Source organism: Parapedobacter deserti, assembly GCF_042646065.1.
In the GTDB taxonomy this organism is placed as follows: Bacteria; Bacteroidota; Bacteroidia; order Sphingobacteriales; family Sphingobacteriaceae; genus Parapedobacter; species Parapedobacter deserti.
Map to the genome: position 1 here is coordinate 22,622 of NZ_JBHRTA010000037.1, position 22,153 is coordinate 44,774.

The 22,153-nt window shown below is 48.1% G+C and carries 14 protein-coding genes; all 14 read right to left on the reverse strand.

Annotation, left to right across the window (positions count from 1 at the left end):
• Nucleotides 1-13: 13 nt before the first annotated feature.
• Complete coding sequence (locus ACFOET_RS11815) at nucleotides 14-1,522, reverse strand: GNAT family N-acetyltransferase (RefSeq protein ID WP_379022849.1); 1,509 nt, start codon at nucleotides 1,520-1,522, stop codon at nucleotides 14-16.
• 22 nt (nucleotides 1,523-1,544) lie between these two features.
• Entirely contained in the window at nucleotides 1,545-1,769 is a 225-nt protein-coding gene (locus ACFOET_RS11820; protein WP_379022851.1) for a DUF6814 family protein, read from the reverse strand.
• Between the two features lie 24 nt (nucleotides 1,770-1,793).
• Nucleotides 1,794-3,293: an MFS transporter gene (locus ACFOET_RS11825; RefSeq protein ID WP_379022853.1), complete on the reverse strand. Its 1,500-nt coding sequence runs from the start codon at nucleotides 3,291-3,293 to the stop codon at nucleotides 1,794-1,796.
• A gap of 87 nt (nucleotides 3,294-3,380) precedes the next feature.
• Complete coding sequence (locus ACFOET_RS11830) at nucleotides 3,381-4,145, reverse strand: glucosamine-6-phosphate deaminase (protein ID WP_379022855.1); 765 nt, start codon at nucleotides 4,143-4,145, stop codon at nucleotides 3,381-3,383.
• A complete protein-coding gene (nagA, locus tag ACFOET_RS11835; RefSeq protein WP_379022857.1) occupies nucleotides 4,142-5,350 on the reverse strand; it encodes an N-acetylglucosamine-6-phosphate deacetylase in 1,209 nt (402 codons plus the stop codon). The genes ACFOET_RS11830 and nagA overlap by 4 nt, the downstream gene beginning before the upstream one ends.
• A 26-nt stretch (nucleotides 5,351-5,376) precedes the next feature.
• Nucleotides 5,377-6,693: a sugar MFS transporter gene (locus ACFOET_RS11840; protein WP_379022859.1), complete on the reverse strand. Its 1,317-nt coding sequence runs from the start codon at nucleotides 6,691-6,693 to the stop codon at nucleotides 5,377-5,379.
• A 19-nt stretch (nucleotides 6,694-6,712) separates the two neighbouring features.
• Complete coding sequence (locus tag ACFOET_RS11845) at nucleotides 6,713-8,065, reverse strand: Gfo/Idh/MocA family protein (RefSeq protein WP_379022861.1); 1,353 nt, start codon at nucleotides 8,063-8,065, stop codon at nucleotides 6,713-6,715.
• Nucleotides 8,066-9,001: 936 nt separating this feature from the next.
• Nucleotides 9,002-10,198, reverse strand: coding sequence for a Gfo/Idh/MocA family protein (locus tag ACFOET_RS11850; RefSeq protein WP_379022864.1), 1,197 nt, complete (start codon nucleotides 10,196-10,198; stop codon nucleotides 9,002-9,004).
• A gap of 10 nt (nucleotides 10,199-10,208) precedes the next feature.
• Complete coding sequence (locus ACFOET_RS11855) at nucleotides 10,209-11,219, reverse strand: Gfo/Idh/MocA family protein (RefSeq protein WP_379022866.1); 1,011 nt, start codon at nucleotides 11,217-11,219, stop codon at nucleotides 10,209-10,211.
• Between the two features lie 315 nt (nucleotides 11,220-11,534).
• On the reverse strand, nucleotides 11,535-13,919 hold the full coding sequence (locus ACFOET_RS11860) for a hypothetical protein (RefSeq protein ID WP_379022868.1): 2,385 nt from the start codon (nucleotides 13,917-13,919) through the stop codon (nucleotides 11,535-11,537).
• The gene (locus ACFOET_RS11865; RefSeq protein ID WP_379022870.1) at nucleotides 13,916-16,627 is read right to left on the reverse strand and encodes a sulfatase-like hydrolase/transferase; all 2,712 of its coding nucleotides are present in this window, start codon (nucleotides 16,625-16,627) and stop codon (nucleotides 13,916-13,918) included. Before ACFOET_RS11865 ends, ACFOET_RS11860 begins: the two co-directional genes overlap by 4 nt.
• Nucleotides 16,572-17,294: a fasciclin domain-containing protein gene (locus ACFOET_RS11870; protein WP_379022872.1), complete on the reverse strand. Its 723-nt coding sequence runs from the start codon at nucleotides 17,292-17,294 to the stop codon at nucleotides 16,572-16,574. The genes ACFOET_RS11865 and ACFOET_RS11870 overlap by 56 nt, the downstream gene beginning before the upstream one ends.
• Before the next feature lie 53 nt (nucleotides 17,295-17,347).
• A complete protein-coding gene (locus ACFOET_RS11875) occupies nucleotides 17,348-18,844 on the reverse strand; it encodes a RagB/SusD family nutrient uptake outer membrane protein (RefSeq protein WP_379022874.1) in 1,497 nt (498 codons plus the stop codon).
• Nucleotides 18,845-18,848: 4 nt separating this feature from the next.
• Nucleotides 18,849-21,932: a SusC/RagA family TonB-linked outer membrane protein gene (locus ACFOET_RS11880; RefSeq protein WP_379022876.1), complete on the reverse strand. Its 3,084-nt coding sequence runs from the start codon at nucleotides 21,930-21,932 to the stop codon at nucleotides 18,849-18,851.
• Nucleotides 21,933-22,153 lie beyond the last annotated feature (221 nt).

Consider the following 22,153-nt stretch of genomic DNA (forward strand, 5'->3'; position numbering starts at 1 on the left):
AGATACCGGAAAGCTATTTAATTAAAGACACCCGGTATAAATCTCGGCGGCGATCCGTGAGGTTCTGGACCGTGCCATACCGATTTAGTTCTTTGAGCAAATTCAAGTCTACATCCACTACCAATACCATTTCTGCATTGGGTGTGGCTTCGGCTTTTACGGCGTTGGTGGGAAATGCAAAATCCGAAGGAGTAAAAACAGCCGACTGTGCATACTGGATATCCATATTGTTTACCTTGGGAAGATTTCCCACGGACCCAGCGATAGCTACGTAACATTCATTTTCGATGGCCCGCGCCTGTGCGCAGTTGCGCACCCGGGTGTAACCGTTTTGCGTGTCGGTGAGAAACGGCACAAACAGCATCTTCAATCCTTGGTCGGCCAAGATGCGACCCAGCTCGGGAAACTCTACGTCATAACAAATCAGTATGCCCACCTTGCCGCAATCGGTATCGAAAACGCGGACCTGATCGCCTCCATACATACCGTAGTACTTGGTTTCATTAGGCGTAATATGCACCTTCCGGTACTCGTCTGTCCGCCCGTTTCGCTGGCAGAGGTAGGAAACATTGTACAACTTGTTCGCTTCGTCGAGAAATGGCATAGAACCCGCTATGATGTTGACATTGTAGGAAACGGCCAGCCGCTGGATATATTGCTTGGTCACTTCGGTAAGCTTAGCCAGCTCGCGCATCGCCTCCGTGGTGGGAAGATGGTTGTATGCCCCCATCAACGGCGTATTGAAAAATTCGGGAAATAAGGCAAAATCCGCGCCATAGCCGCTCACCGCGTCCACAAAAAATTCGACCTGCTCGTAGAATGCCTCCACATCCTGGAAGGTCCGCATCTGCCACTGCACCAGCCCGAGTCGGATGGTCTGCTTCGTCTGTGATGCCGCCTTGGTCTTGGGATCGTAGTAAATGTTGTTCCACTCCAGCAAGGTGGCAAATTCCAGCGATTCGGTATCGCCGGGCAGGTAGTTTTTCAAAATTTTCTTTACATGGAAATCGTTTGCCAGCTGAAACGTCAAGGCTGGATCGTAAATCTCTTTCAACTTAACCTTGTCGATGTATTGCCGTGGCGTTAGTTCAGCGTTTTCATGGTATTTGGGCAACCGGCCGCCCACTAGGATGCCTTTGAGGTTCCAATGCTCGCAAAGCTCCTTACGGGCATCATACAGCCGCCTGCCGAGCCGTAAGTCCCTAAATTCCGGATGGACAAATATTTCAATTCCATAAAGTACATCGCCTTCAGGATCATGCGTGGAAAAGGTGCCCCCTGCAATTATCTCGCGGTAAGGATCGGTAATATCGGTTTTCTGACTATCGATAATAATGGCTAAAGCACAGGCGACAACACGGCTGTCTACAATCACACAAAGCTGACCATCAGGAAATAACGTGATGAGATCCTTGATATTGTTACGCGTCCAAAGTCCTCCTATGCCGCCATATGCCTGTGTCATCGAGTCGATAAGGCCGTTATAATCCTTGAGCGATAACTTTCTGATTTGGATGTTCATCTGTAAATGTTCTCATTGCCGGTCAATCTTCATTGTGATATTCACCGGTGAATGCATACCACCCAAAGATACACAATCCCCCCGTAATGATAGGCATCAGAATGAACGTATAGATAATAGCAGGCACCAAATCTTCGGCCCTGCCGCTGGAAAACTGAGGGATAGCCTGGCTGACTATTAAATAATACCCTGCCACTAGTCCCAGTATAATCCACACAATACCCAATATTCGTTTTATCGTATTCATCTCAAATTACACTATTGGTACTAACTACTGCACATCCTGGTTTTTGTTTTTGATATATAGCAGCCCAATGACAAAGCTAACGCTCGCAATGATGATTGGGTACCATAATCCTTCCAAGTGCGGCTTGTCATAGGGTACAGTACCCGATGAATGCTGCACGAGATTTGCAGTTTGCGCTTTGGCAACCAAATAGGTAGCCACTGCAGGCAGCAGACCGCCAAAGATACCATTCCCAATGTGGTAGGGCAATGACATAGAGGTATAGCGGATCCGTACCGGAAACATCTCCACCAAAAAAGCCGCTATCGGCCCATATACCATGGTGACGTACAAGACTTGGATAAACACCAACAACACCAGGGAAACAAAAGGACGCGGCCCAACCTTTACGTTTTGCGAGACCTCATCGCCATGGCTAGTCAGCGTAGCTGTACTGCCGTCATCGTATACTTTAACCACCGTCTTCCCCACGGTTTGCCGTTGCTCAACCAGCTCCTGTTTCTCTCCCACATCCGTTAACCGATATATTCGGTCATAAATCGGTCGATACGTCAAAACGGCCAGCAGCATGCCAGCCAGCATAATCGGTTTCCGGCCGATTTTATCGGATAACCAGCCAAAAAACACAAAAAATCCAGTTCCAGCCAGTAATGCGCAGCCGATGATATAATTGGTTTGATCAAAATCGACCTTACATACGCTTTGAAGGAAAGACAAGGCATAAAATTGGCCTGTATACCAGATAACCCCCTGTCCCATCGTAGCACCGAAAAGCGCCAACAGCACGAATTTGAAGTTGTATTTATTACCGAAAGACTCTTGAAGCGGATTGCTGGACGTATTCCCTTCGCTTTTTGCCTTTTTGAAGAGTGGCGATTCATCCATGTTGCGGCGGATAAAATAAGAGACCACCACCATCACCGACGAGATGAGAAAAGGCACCCGCCACCCCCAATCGTCAAACGCCTCAGCAGACATGCTGCTTTTCGTCAGCATAATCACAGCCAGCGAAATAAATAGCCCGAAGGTAGCAGTGGTTTGAATCCATGAAGTGCGGAACCCTCGCTTGTGCGGCTCGGAATGCTCAGCGACATACGTGGCCGCGCCACCATATTCGCCCCCCAGTGCCAAGCCCTGCAACAACCGTAGCACCAGCACGATGACCGGTGCGGCAAAACCGATCGTTTCGTAGCCCGGCACCAAGCCAATGGCACAGGTGGCCAAGCCCATGAGCAGCAACGTGACCATGAAGGTGTACTTACGACCGATGATATCGCCCAGCCGTCCGAAAAATAATGCCCCGAAAGGACGTACCACAAAGCCGGCGGCAAATGTGGCCAATGTGGAAAGGAATGCCGCCGTAGGATTATCCGGTGGAAAAAATTTTGTCGAGATGACGATGGCCAAGCTGCCAAAGATGTAAAAGTCGTACCATTCAATCAATGTACCCAAAGAGGACGCACCGATGACTTTCCACAGCGTCTTTTTGTTGGGCATGGGCATCTCCGCAGCAACGTTTCGCATAACCTGGTTTCGCTATTCAAATTGGCTAATTAATGAAAATGCTAAAGTAACCATAACGCTGAATATTTCGCCAGATTTTTTTAAAATCTACAGCTGCACTTGAAGTGTGCTATCGTTATCCAAGAACAAGATGGCATTCTGATGTTCCCGCAGCACAGTAGATGGATACTTCGGATTGACCGCTGCGGTCAGCGTATGACGGACCGCGGCGGCCTTATTTGCACCGGGCACGACACAAAAAACAAATGATGCGGCCATCAACGCCGGAATGGTTAGTGTAAGTGCGTGGGTAGGGACGCACTCGAGCGCGGGGAAACAGCCGTCATTGACTTGCTGCTGCCTGCACGCCCCATCCAAATCGACAACTTTAACCCAGGCAGGATCACGAAAATCTGCCACGTGTGGATCGTTGAACGCGATATGGCAATTTTCGCCAATACCCATACAAACAATGTCGATGGGACGTTCTTGGAGCATTTGCGCATAACGTTTACATTCCTGCTGTGCGTCTGCTGCATTGCCGTTTAAGTAATTAACCGACCGGAATGGCAGCCTTCCAAAGATGCGCTCTTTCAGGAAATTTCCGAACCGTTGCGGGGCATCGTCGGGCAAAGCAATGTACTCATCCATGTGGAACGCGTTGACACGCGTCCAGTCAATAACCGGTGTATTTACCAAGGCTTCTAACAATTCATTCTGTGAAGGTGCTGCGGCAAATACCACGTTCACTGCGTCCTTTTTTTGCAGTAGCGCCTGCAGCGTTTTAGCAACTGCCGAAGCGGCGGCATGTCCCATGCTCTTCCGGCTATCATATTGGTATATAGTTAATGAATCTACTTTTCCAGTTTTCATGCGGGTAAGGATTGGTATTCACGGTCATAAACAACATCACCTTGGATAATTGTTTTCCTGACCACAATATCTTTATCAAAAATAACCACATCGGCCTGTTTGCCCTGTACCAGCGAGCCAAGTACGTCGTTCACGCCGATAATTCGAGCTGGTGTGGCTGATATCATACGAATTGCGTCAACCAACGGCACATCCGCCTGGGTAACCATAGTCCTGACCAAACGGTCTGCGGTAGCGGTGCTGCCAGCAAACGCTGTGCGGTCCGGCAGTTTCGCCACACCGTCTTCGACAATGACCGCAATACCATCTTCCAAGCTGCCCAGCATACTTGTTCCCTCAGGCATGGCAGCCGCACGCATGGCGTCGGTGATCAAGGCGATGTGTTCGGGTCCTTTGTGTTTATAAATCAGCCTCAGCAACTCCGCTGGGAGATGCTTGCCATCAGCAATAATTTCCACGTCCATCTCATCAATCAAAAAAGCGCTTTCCACCACCCCACCGTACCGGTAAGCGTCGCGGCGGGATACCCCTGACATCGCAGAGTAAAAATGTGTGGCTAAAGAATACCCGTGCTCAAACGCCCGGATAACGTCGTCATAGATTGCATCGGTATGGGCTATTGACGGCAATATGCCCCGTTCGCACAATATCCTTCCGAACGTAAGCGCACCGCTTTTTTCTGGCGCCACACTCCATCGCCTGATAGCTGTCGAGCTGTTGAGAATATCAAAATACTCCTCAGGATCAGGGTCACGGATATAGCGGGGATCCTGTGCCCCGCGCTGTTCCATGGACAGGTATGGCCCCTCGATGTGTACTCCTAAAAAACGGGCGCCCTGCGTTACTGCCTTCTGCGCCTGTTCGTATACTTGGAGCGAACGGATGATCGCTTCCTTCGTACTGGTTAATACCGTAGGGAGCATGGCCGTTGTGCCGTATTTGGCATGCGTGTTTGCCACGCGGCAGAATGCGTCGACGCTATCATCCATGAAATCAGCATTCCCACCACCGTGCACATGGATATCGATAAATCCGGGAGAAACGTAGTGGCCTTCCGCATCGATGATTTCCGCGTCAGGTGCATCGATATTGCCTTCGCTCAATTCTTCTATTTTTCCATCGGCAAATAACAACTGTCCACCGTTTATGATACGGTACGGCGTTGCTATCTGGCCGTTTACAATTTTCTTATATTTCTTTGACATTTAATCTGCTATTAACAATAATACCATCACCACCTCCGCAATTTATGCCCCCACATTGCATAATAAATCAAGTACAGGTAACAGGGCATCAGCACCCAGTAAGCTTCGCGGAGCCCTGCTACATCGGCAAAATACCCGTACACCATAGGCAATATGGCATTACCGCATAATCCCATAATCAGCAACGAGGCGCCCACCTTAGTGAACCTGCCCAGCCCATCGATCGCCAAGGGCCATATCCCCGCCCAGGTAAGCGAATTCGGGATGCCCAATAACACCACAAACCATATGGACATATCGGTACAATGTCCGAGCAATGTCACATCTCCTCGTGTGAATACGATCAATAAAGACAGCACCGCCCCCATGACGGTGACAAGCCGCAGCATATTGGTTTGGCTGATCCAACGGGGAACGACAGCGATCCCCATGAAATATCCCACGATGGCCATAGCCAAAGTATAGGAAGGGAATACCTTTGCGTCGATAAGCGATATGCCCATTGAACCCGCATAGTTGATAATCGTGTCAATGGAAATGACCTGCGCACCAACGTGGATAAAAATCGCTATCGCTCCCAATACCAGGTGTGGAAATTGAAAAACATTGGTTTTTCCGTGATTGGCCGCGTATACTTCGGCTGACTCTTCCTCCGTATTGATCTCGGGCAACGGAGAATAACGCACCCCGATCCCGATCATAAAGAGTACGGCTCCTACAACGGAGTAAGGCATAATAACACGCCGGATCAATTCATCCAACGCCGAAGTCCGGACATCATCCGGCATCGCGGCCAGGCTATCGAACAGTGCTTGATCCGTAGGCCGTAGTACGGCAGCGGCGAAGAGCAACGGAGCCAGGATACCTGCAAATTTGTTGCAGATGCCCATAATACTGATCCGCTGGGCTGCCCGTTCCTTCGGTCCAAGGATGGTAATATACGGATTGGCCGCGGTCTGTAAGATAGCTAAGCCAACACCGATGGTAAACAAACCGATGAGAAAAACCGCATAGGTACGCGTCACTGCCGCAGGCACGAAGATGAACGCCCCGAGGCTCAACGCAAAAAAGCCAATCATCATCCCCCGTTTGAATCCTACGGCTTTAAGCAGGTAAGACGCGGGCATAGACATTACAAAATAAGCAATGTAAAACGCAAATGCCACCAGGTACGACTGGAAGTGGGTGAGTTCGCACGCGATTTTAAAGTACGGAATGAGAATGGCGTTTATCCACGACAAGAAGCCGAAAATGAAAAACATCCCGGCGATGATGATGATAGAAACCGTAGTATCCCGGCGCGATAGCGATGCCACGCTTACTGCCGTATCTGAAGCTGCCATGTTATGAATACTGATTTAGTTATATTGTCGGTTTCCAACCCTTTTCATATTCCCGGCTCCACAGTTTACGAGCTTCGCGGTTATTCAAGATCTGGCCATTGGATGGGTCCACCTCTAGCGTTCCGCCCGTACGTTGCGCAATGTTACCTAATTGTACCAGCAACGTGCTGATGTGGCCGCTCAAAATATCTGCGTTTAACCGACTTCCGTTTTTAATGCCACTAAAAAAGTTCTGGATATGGATGGCGTCTAACGCCTGGGATGGGCTTGTTGGGTTACGGGCGTCTATTGCAACATCATTCTTTTTCTCTTTGAGCAATTCGTTTTTTAGATCGTAAACCTTATAAGAATTACCGCCGTCTATCTGCAGCGCGCCTTTTTCGCCATAAAATATAACACCTACGGATGAACCTTCAATCGGATTAGGAGCGCAGCTACGCCCTTCCCAGGTGATCGTGCCGCTATCGCCAAACTCTAAGCTGATCACCTGAGTATCCGGAGTCTCCCAATCGTCCCGGTACCGATAGCGCCCACCCGACGAAGTAACCTTTGTTGGAAAAGCTACTTGCAGCCCCCAGCGCGCGATATCTACCATGTGCGTGCCGTTGTTCAACGCCTCGCCGGTCCCCCAATGCCAGAACCAATGCCAGTTATAGTGGATTAGATTGTCTTGATAAGGCCGACGTGGTGCAGGTCCCTGCCATAATTCATAGTCCAGCCACTCCGGTATTGCCGTTTGCTTTCCCACGCCGATGGATGCGCGGTTGTTGGTGTACCAAGTTTTCGCGAAATAAGGTTTACCGATAATTCCTCCGTGCAGCTCCTGGATAGCCTGTACCACATTCGGCCACGATCGCCGTTGGTTTCCCATCTGGATTACGTTGCCATATTTTTTCTGAGCTGCTACCACCAGTTCACCTTCATGCGGATTGTGGCTGGCAGGTTTTTCAAGGTACACATGCTTACCAGCTTTTGACGCCAGAATTGCGGCAGGGGCATGCCAGTGATCTGGTGTAGCCACAACCAATGCATCGAAATCGCTACGTTCCAGCAGTTTGCGGATATCAGGCTCAGTATTGGGCCTACGGTTTTGGTTGCGCTCTACTTGCTCCACGCATCTTGCGGCGGCACGGCTATCCACATCGCAAACGTAAACCACTTCGCAATTGGATTGAGCAGAAAAGTTTGTAGCAAGCGCCAACCCCCGCGCATTGACCCCCATCATGGCCACGCGGATGCGTTCGTTTGCACCGACAATATTCCGGTAGCTTTTGGCACTGAGAGCCGGGAGCACCCCACCCAACGAAAATGCTGCTGAGCTAATTGCTGCTTTTTTTAAGAAATCTCTTCTTGAGTCCAATGGATTTTTCATGTTAAATTATGTTGTTTTATTATTGGCTATACCGGCTAAGTCTCCATTCGAAACTATTCGAAAATGAAGAAAAAACGCTTCGTGTACGTACACGAAGATAAGCACTTTATTTGATAGTACATAATTTTTCATCATTATATAACGGATTTCTCCTTCAGTCAATACATAACGCGTCTGTGCAATGCAAGCGATGCCATTTTAGGACATTGGCGTTCAGTAAAGCCTTCTTATTTTGATGCTCCTGAAATAAGCGCTATCTCCATGGTCCTGCAAAAGGATGTGCCCGAATGTTGCCTCCCCATAAGCCGTCGCGCTAGTTTGATACTCGTTTGCAAACTTTCTTCAAGGTAATTTTTCCGGCGTTCAATCTGTCCTTGCGAATACAAGACTTGTGGCATGATGATACAGAAAACCACACCGGCTAGCATAAGTTTATTGGTCGTGACTTTAATCTTAGTCGACATGTTAAGAATCCAAATTTCCATAGTTTTATCGCTGATTGGCGGACTGGTTCTTAATACGGGGCATTATGGCTACCAAACATTCACCTATTGCTGGCAGCTTTTCGGTATTTGATCGACAACGTAAGGCCGAATATTGTCGGCAATTGAGCTTTTGATCAACTTTTTAGTTTCCATTATCGTTACGTAGCGTCCAATGTTTTAATTCAAACCTCCCGTTCATACGGGGAAATTACCAGACAGGTTGATCGAGATGAACCAACGATCCTTTCTATATAGTGTTCTTCTATCACCTTTCATTCTTTTGCAGATGCGTTATGTATCCTCCGGCATTTACAAGCCGCTGGTCTAACTAGTGCGTGCCACCACACTCCACGGCGGCAAGCGGGGTCTTTGACGGCCGGATAACGTAAATTAGGTACAGCCGGATAACTATTTTTAGCTAAGGCAATAGTAATCATATGGCATCGGCAAATCAAATCAAATACTGCATGGTCCCTTGCTCCGCAGCTTTATTAGCTAGTAGCACTGCCTTTGCCGTATCCTTTCCGGTTTCTACATTGGAAAATGGTTTTCTGCCCTCGCCTATGCAAGAGACAAAATCCATTAGTGCATAGGCCGTAGGATCCCGGTTTTGACCATCTTGGTTGCTAAACGTTAACTCCAGGGGTTTCCCTTGTCCCCAGGATTCTGCCGTCGCGCCGGTTACGCCGTCAACAGTGGTTAATTGCGCTTTTACCGATTCAGGATAAGCCAGTGCTTTGGTGCGCTGGACCACTATTGTCCCCTTACTGCCCAGTATCCGTATAGAATAGCCGTTGTATGCGTTGCTAAGAATTGAACTTACACTGGCTTTTACCCCGTTTGGATAGGCATATATGGCTCGTATATTATCGTAAGTCTCACGGCCATCCTTCCAGTAATCAATGCCCCCAATAGCGACTACGGACGCTGGCGGACTTCCATTAAACCAGTTGAGGATGTCGACCTGATGTGCGCAAAGTTCCGTCATCAGTCCGCCGGAGTATTCTTTGTACATCCGCCAATTTATCTGTCTTTCCAGTTTAGGGTCTGATACCGGCCGTCGCCAATCTGAGTTACGGTGATACTGACATTCATATTGCTTTACATCGCCGATGAAACCTTCACGGATTACTTCTAACACCCTATGGTATAATTGGTAATAGCGGTATTGGTGGCCTATCTGCAATACCTGCTTGGGATAACGCGCAGCTGTCTGCACGAGCCGTTCGGCCTCCTCCATGGTGTGTACCATCGTTTTTTCGAGATAGACATGCTTTCCTGCCTGTAACGCTGCCACAGCGGCCGGATAATGCAGATGTTCGGGTAACGCAATGATAACCGCTTCAATAGCGGGATTTTCCAGCAACTTCCGGTAATCAGCATACGCTTTAGCTTCAGTGAATTGCCTGCCGGCTAATTGCAACTGGCTCTCCAGAATGTCGCTATATGCATGGAGCACTATACCCGGGACGGTTCGGATAATACTGGCAATACCGGAGCCCCGACTACCAAATCCGATGATGCCAACAGCCAATGGACGTCTCTGGTTAGCCAATTGGTTAGCCAATATGTGCCCGACCGGTAGGGCGACCATCGTAAGCCCTGCCAATCCATATGCGCTGCTTTTTAAAAAAAATCTCCTATCCATGCCAACCGACTTAACTTAATAGTTTTTGTACATTGACGGGTCCACCCCCCTTACGCTTGCTCAAGTCTGCGGCCTCCATAAAGGCCACCAATTCTAATGTTTCGGCGGGACTTACAGGCACTACGCCTGTATCAAAGTATTCAACGATACGGTAGAGCAAAGGAAGATATCCAGAATATTTCCCAATAACGGCCTGTCCTTTTTCTCCATAGGCCATCCCTCCATACCCGTTTTTCCCGCTCCTTAGCCCCCGGAAAACTCCTACACGACCGTCCGTCCAGGTGCCTACCACGATATCTGTTTCAGCGGCATATATCCGCCGGACCTCCTGACAACCGGTTCCTAAGACCGCATATAAAATCTCAATGCCATGTATGCCGTACCAAAACAGATCGGGATGTGACGGTTCCAATGTGGCTGGAGCAAATGCATCGACACCGGTAATACTTCCGATAAGCTTGCCTGATTTAAGATCGGGAATGTTCTCTAGGTAGCGTAAAGATGATGATGAGAACGTCGGAACGCCATACCTTTCCGATGCCTCAAAAATAGCCTTCGCATCGGCCAATGAGGCGGCAATCGGCTTGTCTATGAACAAACGTTTGCCGGCTTTAAACACAGGCAATGCTTGTTCCAGATGCAACCGACCATCGTTGGTTTCCAATAACACAACATCAACCTGTTCCAACAATTCCGCAATAGAATCTACAATACGCACTCCCAGACTTTTCATTTCATCGATATACCCAGGAATACGCTTCGCGCTGCTCGCTATCGTCCGGCTTCCGTAAGGATAAGCCGCTACGACTTTATAGCCTTTCAACTCAAGACTGGCATCAGCCGCATTGAGCACCTTGCTAAACGCTAAGCTATGGGAAGTATCTAGCCCAATTATTCCAACCCGCTTGCCCGGGGACACGGGTTGTTCCTTGCCCATAATGGGTAGGGTTGATAAGGAAAAACCGGCACCTAATGCAGCAAAGTCTATCAAAAATTTTCTTCTTGTGTTTGATAAATTCATAAAAAATTCGTTTTCATTTGGGAACGTGTACGTACACGTTAGATAAAAAATAGCACAAATACTTTTCTGTTATTAAAAATTCAACTTATATTTTCAATAATTGGTACCGTACCCACTAATTAAAATAAACAATTCTTAAAATGCAAGACTTTCATTAAAAACTTTGCAATGGCAAGATGCAACTTTAAACTGCGCCTATTTTGGACGTAATGGTAATTTTAGTGGGGCCAAAGACAACGGCCGCTGGGATATGCCTGCCGGGCCCTAACGCCACCCGCCTGTTCCTAAGCATCTTAGCGTCTAAACGTATCATGTTTAGCTATTTGTAACGCCGGGAGGTTCGAGCTCGTGATGACTTTTGAGCTTTGCAATAAAATCTGGATGGACGGTGTCGCCAATCGCGGACAAGTGGTTAATGATATCCCTGCCAAGCCTGGTGTTTACGTGATTGTATAGCACGTACTCGTTAATGGCTAGGAACCCATAACAATCTGTCAGATCGCACCTGCGTCTTCCGTTTATCACAGGGGCGTGCACCAGACAATTTGTAAAACTGGTCCCCAATGATGTTTCAAGGCTATAAAATTTATTGGTTTCAGTATCGGACACCGGCTGAAAAACACAATTTTGAAAAAACAAACTTCCCTGCATAGCCTCAGTGTCGCCACATTCTAAACCATTAATGGATGACCGATTAAATAAGATTTCAGCAACACTTCCTTTCAATATTCCCAGAAATCCTTTACAGTCCACAATATGAATACTGGGATATAACGCGTATTCATGTACATACGGCTGCTCGTAATCAGGAACCACTGTAAGATGAGCATCGGTGTTACAAGCTGTTGCGTTCAATACTTCCAATTGAATATTTTCAAATCTGATTTGCGCATTTGTGTAGAGCTGCACCTCATTATATCCCCCTGGTAAATCGACACGGTAATGTTGGGGCTTGTGCAACTTCATCAACCTTACCCCATGTCCGCTGTTTATCACCGATATATTACGAAAAACCAGCTCCCTAGGGAAAAAGAGGTGATCGCCATTTGACATTTTTGACATCTCGGGCGCGATGACTAGCCAACAAGGACGCTGTGATGAGGACTCGGGGCCCAAATCGATGACCAGATCTTCCACCCGGATAGACCGGCCCAAGCTTATAGGATAACGGTAGTCGGCATCGAGTGGATGGAAATTGAGTACGGCGCTGCTTACATTCAGGGGTGGCACGAAACGGCAATTGTTTATCCGGATACATCCATCCCATTTCGAACCGAAATCTCGACGGAAATTGACGAACGATTGGTTATGGCAGACCGTGTGCTTGATTAGGAGTTCGCCCCCTCCGGTAACGGATATACCACGGTATCCGATATTAGAGTCGGTGATACAGAGGTTCCAGCAATGAAAATGTACGTCAATCCGGTTAAGCTTGCACCGTTCAATCCGGAAGTTTTTATTCAAGTTTGTGCCGAAAACGCCCCAATGTACCGGGCCGCCCTCTGCAGTCACGTTCCTGAATGTACCATTCAACATCCGTCCAGCACTGATGCCATACGTTCCAGCCGGCACATCCCGGTCAGTTCCCTCGCGGTTCTGTTCCCAGGGGATTAGTCGAACATTTTCTAACGTTACGTCATATACCATAAAAAATGTGTAGAAACCAGTCCGCGGAGTTATGGCAACGTCATGTCGCCCTTCTTCCAGACCGACCCACTGATTGCGTATGATGGTGCGGCTGCGATTCACGACAATGCCATTACTCTTATACCCGTTGTAAACCGTCCCAGGGCTATCGCCCGAAAGATAAAACGTACCCCCATCGATAACCAGGTAATTGTCGTCGCATGGATAAACCATCAAACTGGTATAGTCTTTAAATTCCCAAGCGATATCTCCTACCACGCAGCCGTGCTCCTCCACATAAAACAGCTCTTCCCGAGCCCAAGACTGTCCCTTATACTTGGCTCCGGCACGGAAACCGATGCGGTCATTATTGTCCCGAATGTTAATCAATGCGTTTCTGTAAGGTGCTAATTGAGGTAAAAGACGTATCCCTGGTCTTAGCGCTTCCAGAAATTCTTTCCTTTGCTCGTTGTTGAGGTGTATTTCGTGCTTTTCTTTTCTGCTTTGCACCACAAACTTGCCGATTCCCTTGACGTTGAAATGCTCATCTATGTGAAAAATGGTATGTCCCCATGTGACGTTGGTCAGGATTGTAATACCGTTTGTTTCCTTGATCCAATACTCACCATGTAGGTTAATGACAGGGATATTATGCTTGTTGGCATACTCGTGTGTACGTTTGATTTCAACCCCATCATCGTGTACACCATCGCCTACGGCCCCAAACATCTTGTAGTTGACTGCTTGGTTGTGGAGCAGCAAAGCGACCAGCCCATTGCTTAGCGGTACGATACCTGCCTGCATTTCGCCCTTTCCTTCCTGCGCATCAATGCGATACCACGCCGCACCTCCATCACCGGCCTGATAATATCCAAAGGTTTGGACGACCATCCCTCGTTTCAGTTCCAAATCAATCAGCTCCTGCAACGTTGCACACGTGACAACTGTGGTGTTATTCGATTTCCCAACTGCCTGTGGCATACCAGGCGCCATGGCTAGCCCTGTAAGCCCCAACGTCGTCAATACATGTCTTCTGCTCCACTTATAGCGCTCTTGCTTGTTGCTCTTCGTCATTCTTGCTCCTCTTCCTTATCTCCTTTAACCGCATTGATTCGCAGCTCCGTGTTAAATTCAGTGTAATGGCTGTAATGGCCTGTCATCCACAGGAGGACCGGTGGCTTGCCCGTTGGCATTTTAACCGCATATGGACGCACACTGTCAATGAGCGATCCCATTGTCAATGGGCTGCTGTGCCACTGCGTATTCTGCCGCCAAAAATGAGCTATTTCAAAGCGCCCACCCACTTCGCGTGATAGGTAAACGTGATTAGCATTGCTATGATCTAAAACGATACCGCCGGAATAATGTGGTTCCTTTACTCGTTCACTTGGTGCTACCCGCGGTATCCATCCTCCTGCTTTGCATATTTCTTCGTCTACCCATTGTTTACCATCCCACCAAGCATAATGGTACCGGTGATCGGTGTCTTTAGGATACCGCATGTAGCATACGACCGGATTCCTTTGACTATTCAAGGCTATATCGGCTATCCAGCTTCTGATACCGCTTGCCCGACCGTCGTATACTTTACCAACAGCTTCGCGTGAAAGCGGCAACTGCGCCACGTCACTGATCCGGCTACCGTCTGTCTGATAAAAAATTCCCTGCTCATAATACATATGATAAACAGAATTGGTCGGTTCTACGCTTGGATGACCATCCGTAAAGATAAAATCAATTCGACCATGCCCATCCGAACTGACCTTCAGGTAGGGCCGATTCCGTGTACCTTCGCTGACGAGCAATACTTGCGGCCAGCTCCACGTTTCCCCGCCGTCGTCACTGAAGGCAAAGGTTTGCTGCCAATCACTACCCCGCCAAAATACATAGATACGGTTTTCTTCACCAGACAGCATCACAGGATGGGCATACGTATTACGGGAGCCACCAAATGGAATGACCCGCTCTTCATGCCACGCGCTGATATCCCCTGGCTTTTTGCTTTTGCGCATGAAGAAACGGCCGTTGTGCTCCGTATAAAATGCCAATAAGTGCCCATCAGGAAGTATCAGGATAGCAGGGACGTTATGGTCGTCGACTTGTAGTCGCTCGTGCAACACAAAGGTTTCCACTGCCTTGGTAGATAAGTCTCTTGCACAGATGACCACATCGCCCTTACTATTGATGTAACCATAAAAAATCTGCTCGCGGCTGCCTTTATAGTATACCGCCCTAGGATCAGAAAACCAACACCACGCCGCATCATCCGCAACAATCTGGTAATCCTCAGCGGCATGTTGGATGTGCACCATACTGTCCTGCCTAAACTGATTTTCAGTTTGCTTAAAGCGCGCTTGCAATTCGATGACCTTTTCCGGGTAAACCGCCGCCATATCAGACGTTTCCGCCCTATCTGACCTTAAATTATATAGTTCCTTGCCGTTAACCAGCTTCCAATCGCCTTGCCGCAACGCCGTTTGTTTCCGATACCTCCAATACAGTGGTCTCTCTGGCGTTTCAAGGTTTCCGTGCAGCACATTGCTGATGGTTATCCCGTCTATATACTCAGGTTCTACGAGTTCTTGGAAACCGGTTACCTTTGCCAATGTAGGAAGCAAATCAATATTGCATGCGGGAACATCCACCACCTTACCACCACTAATCCCTTCGATCCACATGACCATCGCGGGCACCCGTATCCCTCCTTCCCACACCGTACCTTTCTCCCCACGAAGTCCACCGTTGTCTGCATGCCCGAAGAAGCTTTCTGAATACCCCCCATTATCCGACATAAACCATATCATGGTATTTTGCAATGCCGCCTGTTTCTCTAGCTCATCAAGCACCCGCCCGATATTATCATCGAGGTTCATGATCATGGCTGCATAGACCCGTCTGTACGGATCTTCGATAGCCGCAGCCTTTTGTGCATACGATTGCGGCGCCTGCAGTGAGTTAATCACACTGTAGCCCTGATATTTCCCATGGCTAAGCGCGATCGTATGGGGGACGATGTGGTTAGGATCGGTTTTGCCGTAATGGGGAGCATTATACGCAAGCAGCACCATAAACGGCTGGGATTGGCCACGGTCCCTATCGGCTATAAATCCAATAGCATGGTCGGTAATCAGATCTGTAGCATAACCCTCCTCTCGCCTTTGCTCACCATTAACAGACCAATCATGCCCCATCGGGCCGTACCCGTGAGTGAAATAATCCACACAGCCGCCCATAAAGCCTACGAACTCATTAAATCCATGGGCCTTAAGCGTGTGTGTTGAATCGTTAACACCTAAATGCCATTTACCGAACAACGCGGTATGGTATCCCTGCGCTTGCAGGTAGTAAGCCAGCGTCTTTTCTGAAGTGTCAAGGTATTGCGTATCGACGGGCATCAAAGCACGGGTAAGCCCATGCATTGATCGTTGGGGATACCGTCCGGTAAGCATGCTATACCTGGAAGGAGTACAGGCTGGTGCCGCCACGTAGAAATCGGTAAAGCGAATACCCTGTTTGGCTATTCGGTCAATATTCGGCGTGGGAATATCGCCGCCATAGCAGCTTAAATCGCCATACCCCAGATCGTCTACACAAAGAATGACGATATTGGGTTTTGCGGTATATTGTGCCTGCACTTCCATAACCATGGGCGTTATTGTCAACGCGGCAGCTATCGCTATACAGCCTTGAATGTAAGCCTTCCACCATTTTTTGCCGTGCATGTGATTATTGCGCTTCGACCCCATAACGGAGGTAGGCATCAAAAACATGGATATATCCATTGGTCGCTTTTAAATTGGCTGTCCTTGCAAGTGTGGTTTGTATAGACCCAGGAAAAGCATTCACGGCAAGTTTTGAAGTTTGCGTGTTCTGGATCTGCAAATAAACGAGATTGGCTTCGCTGTTCGGCGACAACGACTGCGCCACGGTATTGTCGGGTCCCAAATTGTGGTAAGAATATTCTTCCTCCAACATATGGTAAAGCAGCAACTCCCGCACTTGCTCTACGGGATAATCGTCCCAGCTCCGCCCTGGGCGTGTCACCAGCTCCCCATTTTCATTGAGAACGGGGTTCCCTTCTTCATCGATCTCCGGTACCCTATTCCTACCAAAGTAACATCCTGAATTGACGCTACCGCTGCTGTTATACCGTAAAATGGCATAGTTGTTAAACACCAGAAACGTACGCCCTGGCTTGATAAACTCTTCTTCCAATCCAGCATACGCAACAGCATCAACGAATCGATTGAAGCTTCGCAAGGTGTCTTCCAATGGGGTATTGATGAAATCCCAGGCATTCATATTGAGTTCAGGGGATAAAATGTTGACCTCATGCTGGTGGTCCTGCTGTAGTTCGAGCCCTAACAACGTACAGCTGCAAACGCTAAGCAGTAGGGCCAAAGCTGCTAGGCCCCATAACGTGACGATATTTTTCTTCAGAGTGTACATATCATTCTCTTTAATTCGTTCTATAATATTTTTCCTATTTTTTGATGCAGCAATCAGAACGAGTATGGTTCGTTTTGAACCAGCACAGGATTATTAATGAGCACATTCCGGTGAATCGGGAGCAGAGTACGCCGCGCATCAGTAAAACCAGTTACGGTGATCTCCAGCGCTCCTTGTCGCTCTCTGATAATTGAATCCATCACGTTCATCGCCCTGCCCGTCCTGACAAGATCAAACCAACGCCGGCCTTCGGCGAAAAGCTCTAACTGCCGTTCGTTCAATATAATCTTTTCCACCTCGTCTTCGCTGGCATATTCCGATTCGTCCAGCGGATCAAGCCCTACCGCCGCCCTCACCTCGTTAAGCAAGGCAAAAGCACCCAATTTATCGTTCGACCGGTTCAGCGCCTCAGCCCGCAACAGCAGGATATCCGCATAACGGTACATGGTAAGTTTATATTCACTTTGGCTAGTTTGTGGATACTGGAAGGTTCCGTCGGCATTCCTGACAGCAAACTTGCCTAGTCGTTTACTCCGGGCATTAGGGGTAGCCGCATTGGCGAAGACCAATGAATCAAACGTGAGTTTCGTACGGATATCCTTTGGATCGCTGTGGAACCGCTCGACGACGGCAGGATCCATCACGTACAATGGATCCAGGTTGCCTGCACCAATCTGTCGGGAGGTACCGTCAGGTCCGTCCTGGAGGAAATTCCAACTTAGGCTCCAGATATTTCCCCTGCTATTGGCCGGAGACAAAAACATGTCCTTCCACTCCTCGCCTGTTGCCAAGCGATAACGGTCAAGCCCAATGAGCCTTTCTGACGCATCTAACGCTCCTTGATAGTTGTGCAACCACATGTATACATCTGTAAGCATGGCCAGCATCCCACCAATATTCACCTCGACGACCGTGTTTACCCCGGGATCAACGATTTGCAACGCACGTTGGAGATCGGGCAATATCACGTCCTGCACGATTTGTTCGGCCGGGCTCCGCGGTCGGTTAGGCTCGGCATTGATATCTTCATAAGGTTCTACCCAAATCGGCGCATCTCCCCACAGCCTTACGATAAAAAAATACATATATGCCCGGATGGCATAGGCTTGGGCCAAGTAATGATCGCGTTCGGTTGCTGGCAAATTGATTGTTGGCAGATATTTGATAGCCAGATTGGATCGTTGGATTGTTTTATAAATTTCAGCCCAACTCGTGCCTGCCATCGTAGAGGTCACCGCATTAATTGAGTAATTAATTTGCGCTTCACCTGTACCGCTAAATGTGAAATTATCCGACCGTGCATCGCCCCACAGGATATAATTGGAGCTAAAAACTGATTGGATACTGCTATAGATTCCGGCCATTCCCAGCTTAGCGTCGTCTGCCGTCAACCAGAATTTGTCGCTCGAGAGATCGGATATTGGTTGTTGATCCAGGAAGCTTTCGCAAGATGAAACCAAACAAGCGAACCCTACACAAAGTGATAAAATCGGGCGTTTGATGGACCATGCGCGTATATATTTACGAGTGGTATTATTTTGTGCCTTCATTGGATTAGAAGTTAATATTTAAGCCTAAACCGAGTTCTCTTTTTCGGGGATACCGACCCGTATCCCGTCCCATCTGTAGTGGGTTGGAAAATGCTATTTCCGGGTCGAACCAAGAATAGTTGGTCCAGGTGAATAAATTGTTGCCATATACATAAATACTTGCCCCCGCAAGTTTAACAGCAGACAACCATTGCGCTGGTACCCGGTAAGTAAGCCTCGCATTTCGTAAACGGATGAAAGAAGCATTTTCAAGGAAAAAGCTATTCAACTCCCTCACGTTCTCCATACCGTTGTTAACCGGGATTGGGACATCGGTAATGTCACCCTGCCGCCACCATGCGTTATTTATAATGTAAGGGTCTGGAGTAGCCAAGCTGGTCGTATAACTCGCCATCACCCGGCGGGCCTGATTGTAAATCTTTCCTCCGTAACTCACATAAAAATTGAATGACAAAGTCCAGTCCTTGTACGACAGGGCATTGTTCCAGCCTGTCATCCACTTGGGCTGCGCATTGCCTAGGATAATACGATCGGTGTCATCAATTACCCGATCACCGTTCACATCTTGCCAAATGACGTCGCCTCCTTTGGATATGCCGCCGGTTGTCTGTAACTGATTAACATTCCCCATATAATGCTGTCCATCGAGCATATAGTGATCAAACACCCCGTCAGTGCCAAACACCGGCATGAGCTGCCGCCCGTCATCACTCCAAGCATTAGACTCGTCATAGGCATAAACACCCAGATTATTCCAGCCAAAGAAGTTTCCCAAGGGTTGCCCTTCTTCGACCAACCATATCCCGGAAACAATCATCTGCGTACCTTCAGCTAATTCCAGAACGCGGCCCCGATTGCGGGTGAAGTTGACCTCCGTATGCCAACGGAAGCGCTCATTTCTGATTGGTGAACTACCTACAGTAACTTCAACGCCTTTGTTTTGGATCGAACCTAGATTTACACGCACATCGTCGAATCCCGTCTCATAGGCTATCGGTGCGTTGTAAAGCAAGTCACTCGTAATTTTATCATAATAGTCAGCCGTGACCGTCAAACGCCCATCGAAGAAGGTAAGATCCAAGCCGGCATTGAATTGCCTGGTTGTTTCCCAACCAAGCGTATTGTTTCCAAAAAGAGTATTGGGTACGACGCCTGAGACGCCATTGTAAAAATTGCTACCGAAAACGTAGCGTTGGATTGCGTCGTATTGCCCTATTCGATCGTTGCCCGTTACACCGTAGCTGACGCGCACCTTACCGTCAGCTAGGTAATTGCGGGTAGTACTCATAAACGACTCGTCCGAAAATCGCCATGCACCGGACACCGAGGGAAAAAAGCCCCATCGATTATCACGCCCAAAGCGGGAGGAGCCGTCCACCCGAAAATTCGACTCGATGATATACCGGTCACCGAAATTATACCCTATCCGCCCGAAAAGCGAAGCCTGTGTACTTCTCAAACCATTGGTATAGATATTATTCAAGAGCAAAGCCTGAGCAGCATTCATTGTGGGAATCTCCTCGGACACCCAATTGTTACCTGCAATATTGATGCGGCGAGAATACTCGCGTTCTGCACTCACGCCTAATACGCCAGTAAGATGATGACCAGCAAAGCTCTTATCATAGTTAAAAAACCCTTGCACCATCCAGTAATTTATCATGTTATCTTGCTCACTACCGTTACTCACCGGATCTACGGTGGCCCCTGTATTTGTGTTCAACAATTTGGGCACAAAAACCTCGTTATGGCTGTAATTGAACCGGACGATGGCATCGGTAGTAAATCGAAGACCATCTAAAACATTGAATAGCAAGTAATTGTATATGCTGGCATCGTAAATATCATATTCATTCCTCCGCAGCAAGGCTTGGGCAAGCGGGTTCATGCGTCCCGATATAGTCGGTGCCAAGGAACCGTCAGGGAAATAAACAGCATTGGTTGGCGGTCGTGGGATAGCTTGATTTAACACATTGCCCTCGTGTATACGGTTTTCATTGCGGTAAGAAAACGATAACCGATTGCCATAGGTGAATACATCGCTGGGTGAATAATCCATATTCAGCCGGCTTGTTATACGTCGGTACCAGCTATTTAAAATGATTCCTTCGTCGCCCAAATAGCCTAGGCTCCCATAATAATTCAATTTACCTGTACTACCGGCCAAGCTTGCATCCGCCTGATGACGCTGGGCTGTACGGGTAATCAATTCCTGCATATCGTTATCAGCATTGTAAGCCGGGTTCAAAGAGTCGATAGTGCGTGCTCCGGCACCACCGCGCTTGAGCTCGTATAGCCTGCGCTCATCCGCATTAGCCTGAGGAATCTTATGAGACAATGTGCTATAGCTGTTCAAGTAGCTTCCCTTGATCTGCGGTTTACCTTCGCGGCCCTTTTTTGTGGTGATGATGATTACACCATTCGCAGATCGGGATCCATAGATGGCCGCCGACGCGCCGTCTTTCAATATTTCTATCGATTCAATATCGTCCGGGTTGATGGTATTAATGTCCATGCCCTGCGCACCATCGACGATATATAGCGGATCGGCCCCGCCTTCCATAGTAGCTGTACCGCGCACCCTCACAGAGCTACCAGCTCCGGGCCTGCCAGACTCCTGATCTATTTGTACGCCGGAGGCCATGCCCTGCAAGGCGTCAAAAACATTAAGCGCTTGTCTTTCAGCAATATCTTTACTACTTACCGAAACGATCGCGCCAGTGACATTCCGTTTCTTTTGTGTACCGTACCCCACCACAATCACCTCGTCCAAATTGCTTGCTACTTCCACGAGTGTAACTTGAAGATCCGTATTCAGCGGAACCGGAACTTCCTGTCTTTTAAACCCGACAATGCTGAAAACCAGTATTGCAGAATCATTAACAGATGGAATATTAAACCGGCCATTCGCATCAGTTTGAGTAGAAATAGTGCTCCCTTTCACCGTAACGGTAACTCCTTCGAGTGGATGCTTGTGCTCATTCGTTACGACGCCCGCAACAGAGGAAGTCTGCGCCCATGCCAAACCACTAAACAAGTAAAGCAAAATAAGCCAAAGGTTACTTTTAATAAGAATTGAACGTTTCATACGCAAATTTTAGAATTGTATATTCAATATCGCATACCGATGAAGGCACACTCTCTTTAGCGTTACAGTCAACCGTTAACGTTACCGTAAATTGGCCGTACTGATCTACGGTGGGCTAACAATACGATCTAAACGTTTTTAAAAAATCTCTGATTTAATATTAAATTTCTAATCGGTAACGTACACGCTACATTTCGAACCAAGCTCACTTAGTACTACTA

Coding starts and splice junctions, on each gene's coding strand:
- ACFOET_RS11865 (WP_379022870.1), bottom strand. CDS start 16,627: ATGGATATATCCATGTTTTTGATGCCTACCTCCGTTATGGGGTCGAAG.
- ACFOET_RS11825 (WP_379022853.1), bottom strand. CDS start 3,293: ATGCGAAACGTTGCTGCGGAGATGCCCATGCCCAACAAAAAGACGCTG.
- ACFOET_RS11845 (WP_379022861.1), bottom strand. CDS start 8,065: ATGAAAAATCCATTGGACTCAAGAAGAGATTTCTTAAAAAAAGCAGCA.
- ACFOET_RS11840 (WP_379022859.1), bottom strand. CDS start 6,693: ATGGCAGCTTCAGATACGGCAGTAAGCGTGGCATCGCTATCGCGCCGG.
- nagA (WP_379022857.1), bottom strand. CDS start 5,350: ATGTCAAAGAAATATAAGAAAATTGTAAACGGCCAGATAGCAACGCCG.
- ACFOET_RS11820 (WP_379022851.1), bottom strand. CDS start 1,769: ATGAATACGATAAAACGAATATTGGGTATTGTGTGGATTATACTGGGA.
- ACFOET_RS11855 (WP_379022866.1), bottom strand. CDS start 11,219: ATGAATTTATCAAACACAAGAAGAAAATTTTTGATAGACTTTGCTGCA.
- ACFOET_RS11815 (WP_379022849.1), bottom strand. CDS start 1,522: ATGAACATCCAAATCAGAAAGTTATCGCTCAAGGATTATAACGGCCTT.
- ACFOET_RS11830 (WP_379022855.1), bottom strand. CDS start 4,145: ATGAAAACTGGAAAAGTAGATTCATTAACTATATACCAATATGATAGC.
- ACFOET_RS11860 (WP_379022868.1), bottom strand. CDS start 13,919: ATGACGAAGAGCAACAAGCAAGAGCGCTATAAGTGGAGCAGAAGACAT.
- ACFOET_RS11850 (WP_379022864.1), bottom strand. CDS start 10,198: ATGGATAGGAGATTTTTTTTAAAAAGCAGCGCATATGGATTGGCAGGG.
- ACFOET_RS11870 (WP_379022872.1), bottom strand. CDS start 17,294: ATGTACACTCTGAAGAAAAATATCGTCACGTTATGGGGCCTAGCAGCT.
- ACFOET_RS11880 (WP_379022876.1), bottom strand. CDS start 21,932: ATGAAACGTTCAATTCTTATTAAAAGTAACCTTTGGCTTATTTTGCTT.
- ACFOET_RS11875 (WP_379022874.1), bottom strand. CDS start 18,844: ATGAAGGCACAAAATAATACCACTCGTAAATATATACGCGCATGGTCC.